Here is an 18,245-nt window from a genome sequence, read left to right as displayed (position 1 = left end):
GGTTCATCAAAGATGAAATAAATAAGAGAGCTGAATAAAATAGCTTTAGCTATGCTCTTAATCATTCTTAATCTTAAAAAACTTAATGGTTAAAAAAAAATATAAAAAACATATGAAAAAAGTACTCTTTATAGACCGCGACGGAACGCTGATTATTGAACCACCTACAGATTTTCAGGTAGATTCTCTGGAAAAGCTTGAGTTTTATCCGGGTGTTTTTCAAAACCTTTCAAAAATAGCCAATGAGCTGGATTACGAACTGGTGATGGTAACCAATCAGGATGGTCTCGGAACAGAAAGTTTTCCTGAAGAAAATTTCATTAAACCCCATGAAAAAATGGTGCAGGCATTTGAAAATGAAGGGATCATTTTTAGTGATATTTTAATTGATAAAAGCTTTGAATCCGAAAATCTTCCTACCCGGAAACCAGGAATCGGAATGCTTGGAAAATACATCTATGGCAATTATGATCTGGAAAATTCATATGTAATTGGTGATCGAAGTACTGATGTTCAACTTGCTAAAAACCTTAAATCTAAGGCTATTTATTTTAACCAAAACTTTAACAATGAAGCTGAGCTTTCTACCACAAAATGGGCAGACATTTACCAGTTCTTAAAATCAGGAATGAGAAAAGCAAAAGTGTCCCGAAAGACCAATGAGACCGATATAGAAATTGAAGTCAATATTGATGGAAATGGAAGGTCAGATATCTCAACCGGACTTCACTTTTTCGACCACATGCTGGATCAGATCGCCAGACACGGAAATATGGATCTTACCATTAAAGTGAACGGAGATCTGGCTGTAGATGAGCACCACACGATAGAAGATACGGGAATTGTGCTGGGAGAAGCCATTGTGAAAGCTTTAGGAAAGAAAAAAGGGATCGAAAGATATGGTTTTCTGCTTCCGATGGACGACTGTCTCTCTCAGGTGGCTATTGATTTCGGCGGAAGACCCTGGCTGGTTTGGGATGCAACGTTTAAAAGAGAAAAAATTGGAGATGTACCTACGGAAATGTTCTTTCACTTCTTTAAATCTTTTACGGATTCCTCGAAATCGAATCTGAACATTAAAGCAGAAGGAGATAATGAGCACCACAAAATTGAATCTATCTTTAAAGCCTTTGCAAAAGCCGTTAAAATGGCGGTAAATCAATCGGATACCAATTACAGCCTGCCTTCTACAAAAGGAAGTTTATAAATATGATTGCTATAATAAAATACAACGGAGGAAATGTAAACTCTGTTCAGAACGCCCTCAACAGACTAGGAGTTGATTCTGTGATCACCGATGATCCCGAGCAGATTTTAAAAGCTGATAAAGTAATCTTTCCGGGCGTAGGAGAAGCTTCATCTACCATGAAATTATTAAAGGAAAAAGAACTTGATCTTCTTATTCCAAGTCTTAAACAACCGGTTTTAGGAATATGTCTGGGCATGCAGCTGATGTGTAAAGGAAATGAAGAGGGAGATACTGAAGGAATGGGAATTTTTGATATCAATGTCAGAAAGTTTCCATCAAAAGATATTGTTCCGCATATGGGCTGGAATACGGTTTCAGGGCAGTCTTCACCATTGTTTTCAGGAATGGATAAGAACAGTGATGTTTATTTTGTTCACAGTTATTATTGTGAGCTTTCGGACTTTACGACTTCAGTTTGTAATTACATCCTGCCGTTCAGTGCTTCTTTGCAGAAAGATAATTTCTATGCCGTACAGTTTCACCCTGAAAAATCAGGAATAGTGGGAAATCAGATAGTAAGTAACTTTATAAATTTATAATGATGAAAATAATTCCGGCTATTGATATTATCGACGGGAAATGTGTCCGTTTATCAAAAGGAGATTACAATACAAAGAAAATATACAATGAAGACCCTGTAGAAGTGGCGAAAGAGTTTGAAAGTTTCGGCATTCAGTTTCTTCATTTGGTAGATCTTGATGGGGCGAAATCCAAGCATATTGTCAATCAGAAGGTTCTGGAAAATATTGCTGGATCGACTTCATTACATATCGACTTTGGGGGAGGCTTAAAAACGCAGGAAGATATTGAAACAGCCTTTAATTCCGGAGCAAAACAAATTACTTTAGGAAGTATTGCGGTTCAGGATCCTGAATTCTGTTTCGAAATGATACAAAAATATGGTGCTGAGAAAATTATTTTAGGAGCAGACTGTGAAAACCGGAAAATTAAAACTTCAGGATGGTTGGAAGAAAGTGATCATGACATCATTGATTTTATTCTTCAATATCAGGAAAAAGGAATGCAAACCGCTATATGTACCGATATTTCAAAGGATGGAATGCTGGAAGGTCCCTCAACAGGACTGTATATTGAAATTTTATATAAAACTTCAATTCAGCTGGTAGCAAGCGGCGGGATTTCGGGGATCGCTGATGTCTATAAAATGAAAGATATCGGATGTACGGGGACAATCATCGGAAAAGCGATTTATGAGGGTAAAATAAGCTTACAACAACTTCAAAATTTTATTGAAAATGCTTAAAAAAAGAATTATTCCATGTCTGGATATTAAAGACGGATGTACGGTGAAAGGAGTCAATTTTGAAGATCTTAAAAATGCAGGAGATCCTGTAGAACTCGCCAAAAAATACGAGAAGGAAGGTGCTGATGAACTTGTTTTCCTGGATATTACCGCCACTATTGAAGATAGAAAAACATTGGTAGAATTGGTAAAAGATATCGCAAAAGAACTTAGTATTCCTTTTACTGTAGGAGGTGGGATTTCGTCTGTAGAAGATGTTAGAAAGCTTTTGGAAGCGGGTGCAGATAAGATCAGCATCAATTCTTCTGCGGTAAAAAATCCAATGCTTATTGCTGATTTGGCTAAAGAATTCGGAAGCCAGTGTGTGGTAGTGGCTATTGATACAAAAAGGGTTGGTGATACTGATCTTGTTCATATCAAAGGAGGGAGAGAAGCTACGGAACTTCTTACTGTGGAATGGGCAAAAGAAGCTGCATCTCTGGGAGCAGGAGAAATTCTGTTGACTTCTATGAATGGTGATGGTACAAAAAACGGTTTTGAACTTCGTATCACGAAGGTGGTTTCAGAGGCAGTCAGTATTCCTGTGATTGCTTCAGGTGGTGCGGGAACGGTTGATGACTTTGTTAAAGTATTTAATGAAACAAAGGCTACAGGAGCATTAGCAGCCAGCGTATTTCATTTTAATGAAATAGGAATTCAGGATTTAAAAACTCAATTAAAAACTCAAAAAATAGAAGTACGATGAACATAGATTTTAATAAAGATAACGGTCTTGTTCCTGTGGTTATTCAGGACAGCAGAACCTTACAGGTATTGATGCTGGGCTATATGAATGAAGAAGCTTTTGAAAAAACAAAAGAAGAAGGTATCGTTACTTTTTTCAGCCGTTCCAAAAACAGACTCTGGACAAAAGGTGAGGAGTCTGGTAATTTCTTAACGGTAGAAAGTATTGATATAGACTGCGATCAGGATACAATATTAATTAAAGCTGTTCCTAAAAATGTAGTCTGTCACACAGGAAGTTTCAGCTGTTTCGGAGAAAAGAATACCAAAGGATTTTTATATGAACTGGAAGATAAAATAGCCCAGAGAATAGAGGGTAAAACTGAAGATTCTTATACTTACGCACTCTATCAGAGAGGAATCAATAAAATGGCTCAAAAAGTAGGTGAGGAAGCGGTAGAACTTGTCATAGAAGCAAAAGATAATAACGAAAAACTCTTTAAAAATGAAGCTGCAGATCTGTTGTATCACTTCCTGATCTTATTAAAAGCCAAAGGATTTTCGCTGGAAGAAATTGAAGAAATTCTTAAAAACAGAGATAAATAAAGAGGTGTTTTAAAAGTGTCATTCTGAATGAAATGAAATGTAGTGAAGAATCTCATGTGTCTAGTTATCAATAAGATTCTTCCTTTGTCAGAAATCGAAGATTCGACGTAGTCAATGACAAAATCCACATAATTTGGCTTTTGAGACAGCTCTTTTTCGTTAACACAGGAAAAAATTATGAAATCAAATATATTGAGGGAGCTTTTATACATGACGATTATCAGTTAACATTGATAAAATAAAGTTTATTCTAAATCTTGATTTATTATTTTATTTAAATAGGCTTTATAGATGCATTTAAAACTAAGTCATATGGCTAGCTGTTAAAACACCCAAATTTCGGAAACTGCTAAAAACCGTACTTTTGTTTTTAATTATTCTAAATAACACTTAAGTATGAATAAATCTATTTTTTTGATAGGGAGCCTTGTGGCATTTTCTCAGGTCGCTGCCCAGAAAAAAGATTCATTAGAACAGAACAGGCTTGATGAAGTGATTGTTACCGCATCAAGGTCTCCGGAAATTGTAAAGAAAACAGCTTCTACCGTTAATATCGTCAGCAAAAAAGAAATTGCAGAACAATCATTAATTTCTGCAGATCTCAGTAATATTCTTGCCTACAAAGTACCCGGATTAGCGTTTGGGAATAATCTGGTGAGCAATAGAGGACAGACATTAAGAGGAAGAAACGTTCTGATCATGATCGACGGAATTCCACAATCAAGCCCCTTGCGTAACAATGACAGAGAAATCAGAAGCATTGATCCTTCGGTTTTAGAACGAATTGAAGTCGTAAAAGGAGCAACTTCCATTTATGGGAATGGTGCAGAAGGAGGGATCATCAATTATATTACTCAGAAAAGTACTTCTGGTAAAACCTTTTCAGGAAGAACCGTATTAGGATTTACCAGCCATGATTTGTTTAATAACAAAATGTTCAAATCAGATGGCGGTGCAGGATACAGGGTTTCACAAAGTTTCTTTGGAAAAGCAGGAAAGTTCGATTATCTTGTGAATGGGACTCTTACTCAGAACGGAGTAAAAATAGACGGTGAAGGGTTGGTTCAGAATCCGCGATATGGATTGGGAGAAACTGCTGTCAATAATATTTTTGCGAAAATAGGGTATGACCTTAATGAGAACAACAGGCTGGAAGTAATGTATAATTACTATTCGAGTCTGCAGGATTCCAAATATATTTTGGATCTCGGGAAATATGGAGAACAGCCTTCTACCGGAAAATTAGGAGATAGAGAAGGGGTGAAAGAAGGAACAAGATATAATCATAACGGGTACCTTAAATATATCAACAAGAATATTTTCCGTAATACAAGCCTTAATACAACCTTGTATTTCCAGGACTTCTATACCATTTATGACTATAGAAATGCGCCGAGATGGAAAACAGGAGGACAATCGGCCATTTTAGAGAAAAAATACGGTTTCAGAGCAGATTTCAATACGGAGTTTGGAAAAGATAAAGGATTAAAAGGTTCATTGACTTATGGGTTGGATCTTTTAAATGAAAAAACAAGCCAGCCGTTGGTAGACGGGAGAATGTGGGTTCCTGAAATGAATATGCTGGCTGCAGCGCCTTTTGTACAAGGAAAATTATTCCTTACCGATGATCTGACAGTAAAGGCAGGAGTTCGATGGGATAAAATGTCTGTAAAAGTTCCGGATTATACTACGTTACCATCTAATAAAGATGTCCCATTTAATGTAGAGGGAGGAAGATTAAATTATTCAAATCTCTCTTACAATGTAGGAGTAAGCTATGTGGCATTTGATTTCTTCCAGCCTTTCACTTCTTATTCCAGAGGGTTTAATATCTATGACTTGGGCCGTGTACTTAGAGATGCTAAAAGCAATGTCTTAAGTGAAATTAATACTGATCCTGTGGTCATTGACAATTATGAAATCGGTTTCAACAGTAAAATCGGGCAGTATGTAGATTTTTCGGCCAGTTATTTCTATAATTATTCCAAGCTGGGTGCTGATCTCGTTTCTGTGAATGGTTTCTGGACTCCGCTTAGGGCTCCTCAGTACATCAACGGAGTTGAATTGTCAGTGAATGTCTATCCGACACGAGGCTTAACTATCGGAACCAGTTATACTTACCAGGAAGGGAAGGTAGATGTAAAGAATGATAACAGCTACGAAAAATATTTAAGCGGTTTAAGAATTGCACCCGCAAGGTTGAATTCTTTCGTTAAATGGAATGATAAAGCTCAAAAATTACAATTAGGAGTCTATCATATGTACTCATTTAAAAGAGATAAGTTTGAGCCCACAGCTTCAGGAAAGTATGATGAAGGAGAAGGACCTGTGAAAAGTTTTAACCTTTTCAATGTTCAGGGAAGCTATAAACTAAATAAATTCCTGACCATAGGGCTTGGAATAGAGAATATATTCAATACCTCTTATTTCACACCTACCTCAATGTATACTGCGCGTGATGCAGAATATGTACGCGGAAACGGAAGATATTATACGGTTTCTCTTAATTTTAATTATTAATATGAATCTTTTTTATAAAAACAGCCCTTTTCACAATAGAAAAGGGCTTATTTTTTAGTGAAATTATATTTTATTTTTCAATCATGATATTTGGAAGAATGCTTAATTTAGGAATTTAAATGGATTATTATAGAAAATGAAATATGCTTTAGAAGTCATAGGTGAGAATTTGTTTTATCACTGTACTCTTTTTTAATTTGAAGTAATGTTTTAAAAAGAGAAATAAAATGAGAAGATTATTTATACTGCTTTCTTTTCTTTCATTGATTAATTGTAAACCACAATTGAAGCTGGGAAGATATGCGAGTGTCTGTTATGTTACAGATGCACCAGGTACTATACTTGTACTTAAGAAGAATAGTAATTTCGTTTTGATTTATCCCGGTTCTGTAGAACAATTTTCCGGAATATGGAGTGTAAAAGAGGATACTTTATTTCTGAAATCACAATATCATAATACGCTGGGACAAAATGATAGCGCTTTTGTAAATGAAAAGGAATATTTCATAATAAAAAGAAAGAAATTAATACCTGCTCAAAATAAAAAATGTTTTTTAGTTTTAAAAAAAATAGATCAATCTCCTAAATAATGACTCCGTTACAAAAAGCTAAAGATTTGATGGATAGCGGGCAATATATGTCCGCTGTTATAATTTTGCAAAATATAAATGGATTATCTCCAAAGTCTGAAAACTACAGACTATTATTCATGTCAAACTGTTGGTACAAGTTAGAAGAATATCAGTGGGCTATCGATATTGCTAATAATGTATTACAAAAAGATGAATACAATGAAATAGCATCCCAGATAAAATATTTGTCCTATTGTGAACTTAAAGATTTTGATAACGCTTTAGCAGAGATTATACATTTTTTATCATTTAATGAGGCGGATCTTTATAAAGTAACGCTGGAGGAATTATTGACAGATATCAGAGATGGTTTTATTAATGACGAGGATATTGTTTCTAAAATCAAAGAATTGGCATTAAAAAATAACTGTTTTGAATAAAAATATTTGAACGTCTTCTTTTACAAATAAGAACAGCAGGAATATTCCTGCTGTTTTTTATTATAGATTGATTTTTTATCTTTCAATCATGATATTTTTAACAAGCGTCTGATCACCCACTTTCAAAACTCCGATATAGACTCCGTTTTGAAGACCGGAAACATCAACCTTTTTTTCATTATTCACTTTAAGCATTGTTCTTCCGAGTGAATTGTTGATTTCAAAACTGAAATTACTTTCTTTAGAATCCGGTAATTCAATGTTAATAACATTGCTGGCGGGATTAGGATAGATCTTTACAGCCTCTAATGAATTTTTTGCTACAGGTAATGTTGTAGAAGCCGTTGCAAAATGCTGTAATGCACCTACTGTAGCCTTTCCAATGTTATATACATAAACAGGATCCATATTGGTAAAAGTATCTTTGGAGGTATGTGGATAATTGCTTCTTATTCTTTCAAAAAAACCGGTAATCACTTCACCTTTCTGTTCAAAAGGAATATAATCGGTATCTGCTGCCGGATCTACGGCCGTCTGAAGAGGAGAGTAAAGTGCTGTACAGTTTCTCAGTTGCTGCGTTACCGCTGCAGAAGCAGCATTGTTGCTGGAAAGACCTCCCTGATCTTCATCACAATACACCGTGTTGTTGTTATTTCCTTTCACACCGCCTACCTGGTCCAGGTTGATGACCAGTTTGATATCCAATTTGCGGACACCCCCCTGATATACCACATTATTGACATAGTGGCTGCTTCCTCTCAATCCCTGCTCTTCGCCGGAAAAGTGAATGAATTTTATAGAATATTCAGTCGAAACATTTTTCAGAATCCTTGCTGCTTCAAGAATAATAGAAGTTCCGCTGCCATTGTCGTTTACACCGGGGCCAGTAATGGTGTCAAAATGCCCGCAAATAATAACATATTTGTTGGGATAAAGTGTTCCTGTTTTAGTGATGATTAGGTTTTTAGAGCTGGTGCTCCCGAAAGTAAAAGGGCTTTCCTCAATTTGGCTGGCTGTATACCCGTAAGAAAGGTACTTGTTTTTAATCCAGTTCATGGTATTGACATTAGCTTGCGAGCCCGTAGTTTTTACTCCCAGATTACTAAATTCCTGTAAGTTGGCAGTGATATTAGACTGAGTAACCATATCAGCCCTGTTTTTATAGGCTTGAATAAAACTTTGAGCTGAAATACCCTGCATCATTACTGCAGTGCATACAAGTGTTGCGATTTTTTTCATATATAATATTATTTTGGTAACACGAATGTAGTAAATAAATCACAACGAAGTGTTTAATGTTAATAAAATAAAATGAATTTTATTATGAATATCATATTAATAAATGGTAACGTGTTGTAAATATCTCAATATCAATACTGGCAAAAAAAATAAAACCTCTGAATTGCTTCAAAGGTTTTGTATATAATAAGATTTTATGGTAATCTGAATTTATCTTTCAATCATCACTTTTCTTACTACCGTTTGATCTCCGACTTTTAAAATACCAAGATAAGCGCCATTTTCCAGTCCTGAAGCATTGATTTTTGTTTCGTTGGTTCTCTTGAAAATAGACCGTCCCTGAAAGTCAGTAATTTCAAACGTGAAATTCTTAATCCCAGAATCAGGAAGTTCAATATTGATGATGTCTTTTACGGGATTAGGATAAATTTTTACGGTTTCCAATGTGTTTTTCAAAACAGCTTCATGGGTACCCAATGTTCCGGTAGCAACGGCAAAATGCTGTAAAGCACCTACAGCGGCCTTTCCTATATTGTAAATGTACACAGGATCTGTATTGGCAAAAGTATCATTCACAGTATGCGGGTAGCTGCTCCTGATTCTTTCAAAGTAGCCTGTGATCACTTCTCCTTTCTGCTCAAATGGAATATAATCTGTGGCTTCAGCAGGGTCTACAGCCGTCTGAAGAGGGGAGTAGAGTGCTGTACAGTTTCTTAATTCCTGTGTTACTACTGCAGAAGCGGCATTGTTTGAGGTAAGCCCTCCGAGATCCTGATCACAATAAACGGTATTGTTATTATTTCCCATCACGCCGCCTACCTGATCCAGATTAAAGACCAGTTTGATATCCAAAACACGGTTGCTTCCCTGATAAGCCACAGTATTTGCATAGTGACTGCTGCCGAGAAGCCCTTGCTCTTCCCCGGAAAAATGAATGAATTTTATAGAATATTCCGTTGGTACATCTTTCAGAATCCTGGCTGCTTCAAGAATAATAGAAGTTCCGCTTCCATTATCATTGATTCCCAAGCCTGTAATACTATCGAAATGTCCACAGATGATTATGTATTTATTAGGATATACAGTTCCTGTCTTGGTAATTATCAAATTTTTAGAAGTATACCCTGCTTCAGTAAAAGGATCCTCTACCATCTGACTGGCTGCATATCCATAGGAAGTATACTTATTTTTAAGCCATGTCAACGCATTGGCATTAGCCGGTGAACCGGTAGTCTTTACCCCTAAGTTGGCAAATTCCTGAAGGTACGTTGTAATATTGGTCTGAGTTACCATATTCGCTCTGTCCTGATAAGCCTGAATAAAACTTTGAGCCCCAATACTTTGAATAACGAGAGAAGCCAGTAAAAAAGTAGTGATTTTCTTCATTCTTTAATCTTAATATGTGATATACTGATGAGAGTAAGCTTGCATCAGCATTTCCGGTCCGGCATTATTTGTTGATGATTATTTTTTTTGATGTATTTCCTTTATCAGTCTTAATCAGAATGGTATACACTCCATTTTTTAAGCTGGAAGTATTTATTTTTTCCTGATTTTCAACTTGTAAAACAATGTTTCCTACCATATCATTAATTTCAACTTTAAATTGTTTTACTTTTTGTTGAAACTCTACTGTAACAAGATCTTTAGCAGGATTAGGATAAATTCTGATGGCTTCTGCTGATTTTTGTGCAGCGCTTTCATTAGTGCTTAAAAGATTATTGGCTGTTGTGGCAACGGCAAAATGCTGCAATGCACCTACAGTGGCTTTTCCAACATTGAAAATATACACAGGATCAAGATTAGCGAAAGTATCACTTACGGTATGTTGATTATTACTTTCGATAGTTTCATAAAATCCGGTAATGGTATATCCTTTAGCTTCAAAAGGCATATAATCTGAGTTGTAAGCATGAGATAGATTGGTCTGAAGAGGAGAGTAAAGAGTAGTACAGGTCATCAGTTCCTGAGTTATCGTATTGGATATTGCATTGTTGGAAGATACTCCGCCTTCATCTCTTTCACAGTTGATGGTATTGTTATTATTTCCTATCAGGCCTCCTACCTGGTCAATATTTAAAACAAGTTTGATATCCAGAACACGGGTGCCTCCTTGATAAGCAACATTATTTACATAATGATTACTTCCTACAAGACCTTGTTCTTCCCCGGAAAAATGGATAAACTTGATAGAATATTCTGTTGGAACGTCTTTCAAAATTCTTGCTGCTTCCAGGATAATAGAAGTTCCACTGCCATTATCACTCACTCCAGGCCCTGTAATGGTATCGTAATGTCCGCAGATAATGACATATTTGTTGGGATATAAAGTTCCGGTTTTGGTAATAATCAGGTTTTTTGATGTATTGCTTCCGTAGGTGAAGGCATCTTCAGAAAAGTCACTTGCGGTATATCCATAAGAAAGATATTTGTTTTTAATCCAGTCCAAAGCATTGTTATTAGCTGTTGTACCTGTTCTTTTTATCCCAAACCCGGCAAATTCCTGAAGGTTTGTATTGATATTGGTTTGAGTAACCATATTCGCCCGGTCTTTATAAACCTGAATAAAACTTTGTGCATCAATGGCTTGTAGTGCAATTGATGTTAACAAAAAAGCTGCAACTTTTTTCATTTTTGATACTTTCTTTAAAGATTGCTAATATAGCAATAAATCATCACTTATTGTTGGTAATTGTATTCATTTGTGTTATTTCAATTGTTTTTTTAATAATAATACATCGTTTTATACAGTTTATTAGAATTATAGATTTTAATTCATTTAATGATGGTTTTTTATTTATTTTTTTCTTTGGTTTTATTGGTATCATGTTAAATGTTTGGTATTTTGATCTTTAATATGATATTTTTATTTGATGATATGTCAATTTATATGAAAATGTGTTGGCTGAAACCAGATTTTGAAATAAAAATTAAAGTGTTTGTATGTTTAATTGATTTAATTTAATAAACATCGGTAATAATAAGAAAGCAATTGAATCTTCGTACCAGTCTTATAATATATCTTATTGTGTAGGGCAGCAGTATAAAAACAAAAAATCCCGGGCGAACCCGGGACTTATATTGATAACAAAATCTATTCTACATTATTTTACTTGATCTACAACAGCTTTGAAAGCTTCAGGGTGATTCATTGCTAAATCTGCTAAAACTTTTCTGTTTAGTTCGATGTTGTTCTTCTTAAGAGTTCCCATAAATTGAGAGTAAGACATTCCGTGCTCTCTAGCTCCCGCGTTGATACGAGTGATCCAAAGTGCTCTGAAATTTCTCTTTTTCTCTTTTCTACCACGGTAAGCATATTGCATTGCTTTTTCTACCGCGTTTTTAGCTACAGTCCAAACGTTCTTTCTTCTTCCGAAATAACCTTTAGCGTGCTTAAAAATTTTCTTTCTGCGAGCTCTTGAAGCTACGGCATTTACTGATCTTGGCATAATTTAAATTGTTTTTTTGAAAAGGGCGGCAACATATATTGCTCTTAGTGGCACCGTTTCAGGGTTAAAGTGTTGAATTTGTTTGAATTCTTATAAACCGAATATAGATTTATAAAAACTACTTAATTGCTAATTGACGTTGAACGCTTTTTTCGTCCACTTTAGCTACGTAAGAAGTAGTAGTAAGATTTCTCTTCTGCTTAGTTTCTTTCTTAGTTAAGATGTGGCTTTTGTAAGCATTTTTTCTTTTGATCTTACCAGAACCAGTAAGAGCAAAACGCTTTTTAGCACCTGATTTCGTTTTTAATTTTGGCATTGTTTTGCTTTTTTATTGTTTTTGTTATCAATATCTGTATTGGTTACCCCTAAGGACATTAGGAATAATAGTTTGCAAAATTACGAAAAAAATGTGACACGTGAAAGTAATTTTTAATCTGTATCTGTAGAGGGATTCTTATCATGAAATTTAAAAGGCAAACCCGCATCAATACGGGTTTGCCTTTTTATAATAGTAAGCTAATTAACTTCGTCTTTTAAAACTATGATTTGAAGAATTCTAAAAGATCTTTGTTGATCGTTTCAGCTTCCGTTGTCGGCATACCGTGCGGGAAACCAGGATACGAGATAAGCTTTCCATTTTTAAGAAGGGTAGCAGCTACTTTACCTGTGGTCTCAAAAGGAACGATCTGATCATCTTCACCATGCATAACAAGCACTGGTACCTCTACGCTTTTAAGATCCTCCGTGAAGTCTGTTTCAGAAAAAGCCTTTACACAATCATAATGCGCTTTAATAGAACCGTTCATTCCCTGTCTCCACCAGTTTCTCTGAATTCCTTCGGAAACATTGGCCCCTTCTCTGTTGTAACCGTAAAAAGGGAAGGTAATATCAATGAAGAATTGCTGTCTGTGGTGAGCTGTATTATTTCGGATATCATCAAAAACCGAAATAGGAACTCCGTTCGGATTATTCTCATTCTGAACCATAATAGGAGTAACTGCACTTATCAGAACCGCTTTTGAAACTCTTCCGTTACCATGTTTTGCTACATATCGGATGACTTCACCTCCTCCTGTAGAATGTCCTACATGGATGACATCTTTTATATCCAATGCTGTAACGATTTCTGCTACGTCAGAAGCATAAGTATCCATGTCATGACCGTAAGGAGTTTGTTCAGATTTCCCGTGTCCTCTTCTGTCATGAGCAATTACTCTGTAACCCTTTTCTAAGAAAAAGAACATCTGTGCATCCCAGTCATCACTTGATAGCGGCCATCCGTGATGGAAGAAAATCGGCTGTCCTTTTCCCCAATCTTTATAATAAATCTCTGTTCCGTCTTTTAATGTAAGTGTGTTCATTGTTTCTTTTTTAATGATTAATAAATAGTGTATTTGATTTTTTTATATTCACAAATGTAGATAGAAAATCTTCACTATATATTGATCTAAGATAATTATTGATTAAGAATTTTTAAACAATAATAAGATACAGGTAATAGTAGTTGAAATGCATGGTGTCTGCCATAAAATATAGCTGATAATCGGGATTGTCTTATCCTTCGATTCTCTCTAATATTGATTAAGATGATCAATAAAATTTCGAAACTTGAAAACAATAGTATTTAGTATCCTTTTTATGGCAGCTTCGACAGTGGCTTGTACACAGGAGAAAAAAGAAAACTCTTCATTAGTACCATCAAAAACAAAAACCATAAATAGTATTCCGTTTTTAACTAAGCAGCATGATTTTGTCTATGTAGATAAGATAAGTTTGAAATCTGTTACCAATCAGAAATTCAAAAATGCATCTGTGTTTACACCTACCGGTTTTGCAGTGGTTGAAAATCAGAAAAATGAATATGCCGTCATCGATGAAAATGGAAAGGCTGTTTTGGATTTCTCACCCAGCGAAGTCAATTTAAATGTGGTAAATGGACTTACCTTTTATAAAAAAGATATTGAATACGAAAAGAAAATGCCTGCCTGGAAATGGGATTGGAATATTTTGGGAGGCGGTATCAAGAAAGAACAAACCTATCATAAAATTGAGATTGGAGTATTGGAAACCAAACAAATCTTACTTCATGAAGATGTTCCGTATCTGGAGGATCATTATTATTTGAATTTTGTTTCTGTAGATGAAAACCATGTTTTTTGGAATGGGAGCCTTTACGAAATGAAAAAAAACCGCTTAGATAAAACTGAAGATAATATTGCTGAGCTATTGGAGAACAAACGATTTCTCAAAGCTTCAAACACAAATTTTTCAATATATGAACTGAATCAGAAAAAACCAATTTTCAGCGGACTAAAAGGTGCTGAAACTCTTTCTATCCGCTTTGGAAATGAAAATATACTATTGAATGAAGTGAATAAAGAACGGTATGAACCGGAAGTCCCTAAACTTTTAGCAGATAGCAAAACCGGTCATATTTACCCTTTTCCACAATATGAAAAAGTATTTCCGAAAGAAATTACAAAAGCAACAGCTTCTCAAATTGATTTTATAAAAAAAGCTTCCTTAGTATATTCTATTACCAATTCACCTTATTTTTTACTCGGTGTTTTCAATTACGATCATGATATCTGGGCTTTCGATTGGTTATATATCGATACCAAAGGAAAGGTTACAGATTCTATTGATACCTATAATTTTAAGGTTCTGGATCAGCTTGGCAATGTGATTTGGCCCGATAGAAAAATGATTTTACCCAGTGAATTCATTGAGAAAAACTGGAAATTCGGGAAAATAAAATCTTATCAGGGAATGGATGATTTATACCTTATTTCCATTGAAAACGAAAAAGAATTGAGAACAAAAGGCTTGTGGAACAGCAGTAAAAAGAGCTGGGAAATAAAACCTGAATACAACGAAATCTCGGTGTTGGATATAGAAAAACAGATCTATGCTCTTCAAAAAGAGAAAGATGGTTTGTACCTACTTTACGATAACAAGACTCAAAAAAATATTGGATCAAAAGCCTATCAATCCATTAATTCGGATGGTTTGGTGACTGCTAAGCTTAATTCCGGACAGGATTTATACTACTATATTGATATCTACTCAGGCAAAGAATATAAAGAATGATTATCTGAGTATTCTTACTACTGAACAGATTAAAAATAAGTATCAGATCGTGCAGATGTTCAAAATGAAATGAACTAAAAAACCACCAGTATCAGGGATATTTTCATGTGACACCTTTGACTATCTTTGGCTCAAAGATTTGTTTAAAATAAACGAGTGAAACATCTGATGATTTTAACCTTCTTAATTTTATAACTTTTATAGCTTTCTTTTTCACACCCAATTCAATGATAAATTCTTATTTCGAACACTACAATAAAAAAGATGGGTAAAAACAATAGCCAAATAAAATTGAGTGAAGAAGAAGCTGTAAAAGTAAGCAGATATTGGATTTTATAAAACCATATCATCAACTTCTGTGAAATTGGTGATGCAGACAAAGATAACTTTCCTGAGTTTTACCTTACTTATTTTGAAGAATCAGACGGATTAGATGTCAAGCCTTTGAAAGTTATTGTTTACACTAACACAGGGGGAAAAGTACTTTCAAAAGCAAAAATTATAGGTTGGATTTCGTTTCAGGAAGAAAACAAGTATCGGGAAGAAAAGGATGCCAATTTCAAGTTATTGCCTAAAGCGATAAGGATGAAAGCCGAAAAGATATTGAAAGATGCCAAAAACGGAATGAACTAGAGCTGCTAAAAAACCACCATTATCGGGGATATTTTCATCCACCTTCTTTAATTATCTTTAATTAAAAATAAAGCGGTGAAAAACCTCATGATTTTAACTTCATTTTTAACCCTGTTTGGGTGTAAAATCAGTGCTCAGAAAATGGAAGTGACTACCATTTATTCAGAACCCAAACGGATTACAAGAGAAGTTCCGGAAACAGGTAAAACATATACCTATACGAGCCATATGGAAGTTACAGAACGTCTTGCTCCCCTCATTTTCATGCTTTCCAAAAATGGTAAAACACTAAAATTCCGGATACAGGGAAATATCAGTTCTGGTGGACATATCATTCATCAGATAAGAAAAATCCGTTTTGAAGAAGGAGAACAAAATGGCAATTCCACTATACTGAGATATTTTGTAGAGATTAAAAATGTTCCGGGTAAAGAAAGCGCTAATATAAAGGGTTATAATTATACAAAAGATGAAATCTACACAATACCGAATGATGTTAAAATAATAAAAATTGAATTGTACGAAGACCGGATCAATAATGCATCAGGTACAATCCCAAAGCTTATTGCCCAACAGACCTTTAATTTCTTTGCAAAAATCTAAACACCTGAAAACCATAATAGGGAATACGGATTTTGGAGAAAATTGAATAAGTAATTAATACACTAAGCTACAATGAAAAAAACTTTTGCTTTCTCATTTTTGAGCGTCATTTTGATAATGATCTCCAGTTGCAAAAATCCGGAAAGAAAAAAAACAAATTTCCAGAATTACCTGAAAAACACCAACTGGATTGTAGATAGTGGCGGACCTATGACCCCAGATGGCGAGAAAACCTATTATCTATCCAAGAGAATAGACACTGCAATTATTTTCAACTTTCACGCGGTAAACTTTTTAGATGAAGGAAAATTCAAAAGCTATGATGTCTGGCAATGTGGAAACGATTGCTTCACAGAGATATATGGCAGATATTATTTTACGGAAGTCAACCAGATAAAAATGGAAGTCGATAGTATTAGAAAATCTGAATTCTGTAACGCGCCTACACAAACATTCAAACCACCCAAAGTCATGTCTTTTAACCTTTCAAAAGAAAGAAAACAGCTAAAATTAATAAGAAAATAAAATGAAGTTTCAAAGGTCAAATTTCAGTATGATATGAAAGATATGCGAGAGGGATTTAACCCCAATAAAGTTATCCTGAAAATAAAAAAAAAAATTGAGAATCATTATTCTGATAAATTTACATATGCTATGCCTGATTGGGCTATGTTGAGTGCTGAGCCTGATATTATATCCATTCTTAATATTCATAGTGAGGATGGGGTACGGATAGCAAAACAAAAAGTTAATTTTCCAGTTGATTTTTATAATATTTCTTCTGTTATAGACTATGTAGATTTTCTATCTAATCAAATGAATAGCCAGAAAGAAATAATAGGATATGTAATTTTTTATAACAAGAATACTCTCATTATAAAAGATCCCAATTATTTGCAGGATTTGACTGCATTTCAAGAAAATGAACTTAACAAGTATAACCAGACTCAATCGCAAGTTGATATTTCTCTCCTATTTACAGATCAAAATTGGGATGAAGTAGATGTACTTGATGATTTGTTGAATTAGATGAAATATAATTCTAATGACTATAAATACACATCATCTAAAATTGAAAAGAAAGTAAAATGACAGATTTAATAAAAATATTCCCCGCCTACGAAGACGTATTTTATGATGATATTGAAAATCATAAAAAGTATTTCCTTCCGATTTGCTCAATTAATTTAAAGATGATTGATCCATCAGAAGATCAATGGCTGCATATTGTTTCTGTAAAGGAAATTTACGATGGCTGTGTTGGGGAAGATAAACCAGAATATCATACAGAATTTACCAAAGCGGATATGTTTGGCTTTGATGTGATTGATGGCAAATACAAATTTGATGCAGATTGGAAGTATTTTTCAGCCCATACCGAGATCACTCCGGAAGATTATGGAAACAATTATTCAGATTTAGAGATTGAATACAATATGAATGAGGCAATGTATCAATTAAAAAAAGACTATTACCAAAAACACAATAAGCTTTATGATAAAGATTTCAATCGGCCGGGTTTAGAGGTTTACGACATTCGCCGTTTAGAGCGTTTACGTAAGCTTACGGTTGAAGATCTGGAGAAAGATGATTACTCAGAATATGCAGAGGAACGTTTGCAAAAGAAAATTTATGGTGTTTTTGAAGAGCTTAATACCAATGCGCTCCCCTTAGAAGAAACTCACTTCGGAGGAGATAACCTGACTGAGAAACCTTATAAAAATAATCATACATTGATGGATTATATCGGGTGCATAGAAGGCTATGATTTCCAAAATACAGCAGCAGATCAATTATATTTATTTTATGACAAAGAACTTAAAAAAGCAGTTATCTGTTTTGAGTATACTTAATCTG

Annotated in this window: 20 protein-coding genes; 14 read left to right on the top strand and 6 right to left on the bottom strand. The window is 34.7% G+C overall.

What is annotated here, in order from left to right:
* Nucleotides 1–112 precede the first annotated feature (112 nt).
* From hisB to AC07UM_RS00715, 8 genes are all read left to right on the top strand, one after another.
* Nucleotides 113–1,207, top strand: a complete 1,095-nt coding sequence (hisB, locus tag AC07UM_RS00750) for a bifunctional histidinol-phosphatase/imidazoleglycerol-phosphate dehydratase HisB (protein ID WP_494682922.1) — start codon at nt 113–115, stop codon at nt 1,205–1,207.
* Nucleotides 1,208–1,209: 2 nt separating this feature from the next.
* Entirely contained in the window at nt 1,210–1,788 is a 579-nt protein-coding gene (gene hisH, locus AC07UM_RS00745) for an imidazole glycerol phosphate synthase subunit HisH (protein WP_494682923.1), read from the top strand.
* Between the two features lie 2 nt (nt 1,789–1,790).
* Nucleotides 1,791–2,513, top strand: coding sequence for a 1-(5-phosphoribosyl)-5-[(5-phosphoribosylamino)methylideneamino]imidazole-4-carboxamide isomerase (hisA, locus tag AC07UM_RS00740; protein ID WP_494683066.1), 723 nt, complete (start codon nt 1,791–1,793; stop codon nt 2,511–2,513).
* Nucleotides 2,506–3,258: an imidazole glycerol phosphate synthase subunit HisF gene (gene hisF, locus AC07UM_RS00735; protein ID WP_494682924.1), complete on the top strand. Its 753-nt coding sequence runs from the start codon at nt 2,506–2,508 to the stop codon at nt 3,256–3,258. The genes hisA and hisF overlap by 8 nt, the downstream gene beginning before the upstream one ends.
* Nucleotides 3,255–3,842, top strand: coding sequence for a bifunctional phosphoribosyl-AMP cyclohydrolase/phosphoribosyl-ATP diphosphatase HisIE (gene hisIE, locus AC07UM_RS00730; protein ID WP_494682925.1), 588 nt, complete (start codon nt 3,255–3,257; stop codon nt 3,840–3,842). The genes hisF and hisIE overlap by 4 nt, the downstream gene beginning before the upstream one ends.
* Nucleotides 3,843–4,238: 396 nt before the next feature.
* Nucleotides 4,239–6,362 carry a TonB-dependent receptor gene (locus AC07UM_RS00725; protein ID WP_494682926.1) on the top strand — a complete coding sequence of 708 codons (2,124 nt, stop codon included), beginning with the start codon at nt 4,239–4,241 and terminating at the stop codon, nt 6,360–6,362.
* Nucleotides 6,363–6,589: 227 nt separating this feature from the next.
* Nucleotides 6,590–6,952: a hypothetical protein gene (locus tag AC07UM_RS00720; protein ID WP_494682927.1), complete on the top strand. Its 363-nt coding sequence runs from the start codon at nt 6,590–6,592 to the stop codon at nt 6,950–6,952.
* Nucleotides 6,952–7,374: a hypothetical protein gene (locus AC07UM_RS00715; protein ID WP_494682928.1), complete on the top strand. Its 423-nt coding sequence runs from the start codon at nt 6,952–6,954 to the stop codon at nt 7,372–7,374. The genes AC07UM_RS00720 and AC07UM_RS00715 overlap by 1 nt, the downstream gene beginning before the upstream one ends.
* A gap of 75 nt (nt 7,375–7,449) precedes the next feature.
* Here AC07UM_RS00715 and AC07UM_RS00710 read toward each other — a convergent pair whose 3' ends face one another.
* The 6 genes from AC07UM_RS00710 to AC07UM_RS00685 all read right to left on the bottom strand — a co-directional run bounded on the left by AC07UM_RS00710 (nt 7,450) and on the right by AC07UM_RS00685 (nt 13,423).
* A complete protein-coding gene (locus AC07UM_RS00710) occupies nt 7,450–8,613 on the bottom strand; it encodes a M28 family peptidase (RefSeq protein WP_494682929.1) in 1,164 nt (387 codons plus the stop codon).
* A 210-nt stretch (nt 8,614–8,823) separates the two neighbouring features.
* Nucleotides 8,824–9,999: a M28 family peptidase gene (locus AC07UM_RS00705; protein WP_494682930.1), complete on the bottom strand. Its 1,176-nt coding sequence runs from the start codon at nt 9,997–9,999 to the stop codon at nt 8,824–8,826.
* 64 nt (nt 10,000–10,063) lie between these two features.
* Nucleotides 10,064–11,245, bottom strand: a complete 1,182-nt coding sequence (locus AC07UM_RS00700) for a M28 family peptidase (protein ID WP_494682931.1) — start codon at nt 11,243–11,245, stop codon at nt 10,064–10,066.
* A 472-nt stretch (nt 11,246–11,717) separates the two neighbouring features.
* Nucleotides 11,718–12,062, bottom strand: coding sequence for a 50S ribosomal protein L20 (rplT, locus tag AC07UM_RS00695; protein ID WP_103233532.1), 345 nt, complete (start codon nt 12,060–12,062; stop codon nt 11,718–11,720).
* Between the two features lie 118 nt (nt 12,063–12,180).
* Nucleotides 12,181–12,378, bottom strand: coding sequence for a 50S ribosomal protein L35 (gene rpmI / locus AC07UM_RS00690; protein ID WP_002979658.1), 198 nt, complete (start codon nt 12,376–12,378; stop codon nt 12,181–12,183).
* A gap of 223 nt (nt 12,379–12,601) precedes the next feature.
* Nucleotides 12,602–13,423, bottom strand: a complete 822-nt coding sequence (locus AC07UM_RS00685; protein ID WP_494682932.1) for an alpha/beta fold hydrolase — start codon at nt 13,421–13,423, stop codon at nt 12,602–12,604.
* Between the two features lie 247 nt (nt 13,424–13,670).
* Here AC07UM_RS00685 and AC07UM_RS00680 point away from each other — a divergent pair, with 247 nt between their 5' ends.
* From AC07UM_RS00680 to AC07UM_RS00655, 6 genes are all read left to right on the top strand, one after another.
* On the top strand, nt 13,671–15,152 hold the full coding sequence (locus tag AC07UM_RS00680) for a hypothetical protein (protein ID WP_494682933.1): 1,482 nt from the start codon (nt 13,671–13,673) through the stop codon (nt 15,150–15,152).
* A gap of 444 nt (nt 15,153–15,596) precedes the next feature.
* On the top strand, nt 15,597–15,785 hold the full coding sequence (locus AC07UM_RS00675) for a hypothetical protein (protein WP_494682934.1): 189 nt from the start codon (nt 15,597–15,599) through the stop codon (nt 15,783–15,785).
* 87 nt (nt 15,786–15,872) lie between these two features.
* Nucleotides 15,873–16,388, top strand: a complete 516-nt coding sequence (locus AC07UM_RS00670; protein ID WP_494682935.1) for a hypothetical protein — start codon at nt 15,873–15,875, stop codon at nt 16,386–16,388.
* A gap of 72 nt (nt 16,389–16,460) precedes the next feature.
* Nucleotides 16,461–16,913: a hypothetical protein gene (locus tag AC07UM_RS00665; RefSeq protein WP_494682936.1), complete on the top strand. Its 453-nt coding sequence runs from the start codon at nt 16,461–16,463 to the stop codon at nt 16,911–16,913.
* A 33-nt stretch (nt 16,914–16,946) separates the two neighbouring features.
* Nucleotides 16,947–17,417, top strand: a complete 471-nt coding sequence (locus AC07UM_RS00660) for a hypothetical protein (protein WP_494682937.1) — start codon at nt 16,947–16,949, stop codon at nt 17,415–17,417.
* Nucleotides 17,418–17,476: 59 nt separating this feature from the next.
* Nucleotides 17,477–18,241: a hypothetical protein gene (locus AC07UM_RS00655; RefSeq protein WP_494682938.1), complete on the top strand. Its 765-nt coding sequence runs from the start codon at nt 17,477–17,479 to the stop codon at nt 18,239–18,241.
* Nucleotides 18,242–18,245 lie beyond the last annotated feature (4 nt).

The organism is Chryseobacterium sp. GW821-FHT04C04, assembly GCF_059420365.1.
The sequence above is the reverse complement of the archived record's forward strand: the minus strand, read 5'-3'. Positions and strand labels throughout refer to the sequence as shown.

What these genes read in the sequence shown, in the direction of transcription:
- hisF (WP_494682924.1), top strand. Translation starts at nt 2,506, where the DNA reads ATGCTTAAAAAAAGAATTATTCCATGTCTGGATATTAAAGACGGATGT.
- rpmI (WP_002979658.1), bottom strand. Translation starts at nt 12,378, where the DNA reads ATGCCAAAATTAAAAACGAAATCAGGTGCTAAAAAGCGTTTTGCTCTT.
- AC07UM_RS00670 (WP_494682935.1), top strand. Translation starts at nt 15,873, where the DNA reads ATGATTTTAACTTCATTTTTAACCCTGTTTGGGTGTAAAATCAGTGCT.
- AC07UM_RS00715 (WP_494682928.1), top strand. Translation starts at nt 6,952, where the DNA reads ATGACTCCGTTACAAAAAGCTAAAGATTTGATGGATAGCGGGCAATAT.
- hisB (WP_494682922.1), top strand. Translation starts at nt 113, where the DNA reads ATGAAAAAAGTACTCTTTATAGACCGCGACGGAACGCTGATTATTGAA.
- AC07UM_RS00685 (WP_494682932.1), bottom strand. Translation starts at nt 13,423, where the DNA reads ATGAACACACTTACATTAAAAGACGGAACAGAGATTTATTATAAAGAT.
- AC07UM_RS00725 (WP_494682926.1), top strand. Translation starts at nt 4,239, where the DNA reads ATGAATAAATCTATTTTTTTGATAGGGAGCCTTGTGGCATTTTCTCAG.
- AC07UM_RS00700 (WP_494682931.1), bottom strand. Translation starts at nt 11,245, where the DNA reads ATGAAAAAAGTTGCAGCTTTTTTGTTAACATCAATTGCACTACAAGCC.
- hisA (WP_494683066.1), top strand. Translation starts at nt 1,791, where the DNA reads ATGAAAATAATTCCGGCTATTGATATTATCGACGGGAAATGTGTCCGT.
- AC07UM_RS00655 (WP_494682938.1), top strand. Translation starts at nt 17,477, where the DNA reads ATGACAGATTTAATAAAAATATTCCCCGCCTACGAAGACGTATTTTAT.
- hisH (WP_494682923.1), top strand. Translation starts at nt 1,210, where the DNA reads ATGATTGCTATAATAAAATACAACGGAGGAAATGTAAACTCTGTTCAG.
- hisIE (WP_494682925.1), top strand. Translation starts at nt 3,255, where the DNA reads ATGAACATAGATTTTAATAAAGATAACGGTCTTGTTCCTGTGGTTATT.
- AC07UM_RS00660 (WP_494682937.1), top strand. Translation starts at nt 16,947, where the DNA reads ATGAAAGATATGCGAGAGGGATTTAACCCCAATAAAGTTATCCTGAAA.
- AC07UM_RS00665 (WP_494682936.1), top strand. Translation starts at nt 16,461, where the DNA reads ATGAAAAAAACTTTTGCTTTCTCATTTTTGAGCGTCATTTTGATAATG.
- AC07UM_RS00720 (WP_494682927.1), top strand. Translation starts at nt 6,590, where the DNA reads ATGAGAAGATTATTTATACTGCTTTCTTTTCTTTCATTGATTAATTGT.
- rplT (WP_103233532.1), bottom strand. Translation starts at nt 12,062, where the DNA reads ATGCCAAGATCAGTAAATGCCGTAGCTTCAAGAGCTCGCAGAAAGAAA.
- AC07UM_RS00705 (WP_494682930.1), bottom strand. Translation starts at nt 9,999, where the DNA reads ATGAAGAAAATCACTACTTTTTTACTGGCTTCTCTCGTTATTCAAAGT.
- AC07UM_RS00710 (WP_494682929.1), bottom strand. Translation starts at nt 8,613, where the DNA reads ATGAAAAAAATCGCAACACTTGTATGCACTGCAGTAATGATGCAGGGT.